Origin of the sequence: Caballeronia grimmiae, assembly GCF_000698555.1 — a bacterium.
GTDB classification, from domain to species: domain Bacteria; phylum Pseudomonadota; class Gammaproteobacteria; order Burkholderiales; family Burkholderiaceae; genus Caballeronia; species Caballeronia grimmiae.
On sequence record NZ_JFHE01000127.1, the window covers coordinates 1 to 841 of the forward strand.

Sequence of the window (841 nt, forward strand, 5' to 3'; positions counted from 1 at the left end):
AATTGAAATATGGCAGGCGAAGTCATCAACAAGAACCCGGCAGAAAACAGGATCGGGGCGATTGAAGTCGGCAAGCGAATCTGGGACGGCGCCGTCGCGTCAAGCAAGTGGCTTGGCGGCGCGTTGTCCGGTGAATTCAACAAGCAACAGGCGATCGGACAAATCGTCTTCGACGCCGTGCTTAGCATGTTCCCCATTGCCGGTGAGATCACGGCTGCGCGGGATGGCGTGGCGATCTGCGTCGACATGTGCGAGGACCAACAGAAGTTGTATGACCGCTGGCAGTGGATCAAGCTGGTTCTGTGCGTCATCGCCGTCATACCGGCCCTGGGCGGGATCCTGAAGGGCGTCGGCAAGCTCGTGATTCGCGCCCTGGACAAGAGCGAGGATCTCGCCAAACTTGCCGCCGATGTGATCATGTTCCTCAACCGCATGGGGCACGGCAACGCCTACAAGTGGTTGCGCGAACTCGATTTCACTCGATACCAAAGCAAGGTACTCGCCGCAGTAGGTGAACTGATCGACCGTTTGACGCGGGCCTGTCAGTACATTGTGAAAACCATGGGCGGCGTGTTGCCGCCGCATGTGGTTCAGTATCTTTCAGCGCTTCCACCGAAGCTCAAGGAGATCAGGAAGGCGGCTGACCGGATGGTGCCGCAGGCGTTGAAGGACTTGAATGACTGCCTCTTTCGCGTTCGCGCGCATCTGGTCGAAGGCACTTGGGCCGACGTTACCGTCGGCGCGGGGAAAGTGACCACGCGTGAAGCGGAAGGACGCATGGCGGCGGCTGCGAGCGATGCGGGCAAGATACCGCATCCGAAGGCCACCGTTGATCAATTCA

Annotated in this window: 1 pseudogene; it reads left to right on the forward strand. The window is 59.1% G+C overall.

Annotation, left to right across the window (positions count from 1 at the left end):
• Window positions 1-9 precede the first annotated feature (9 nt).
• Window positions 10-841 (forward strand): annotated as a pseudogene (locus BG57_RS30920) (hypothetical protein); the annotation flags it as partial.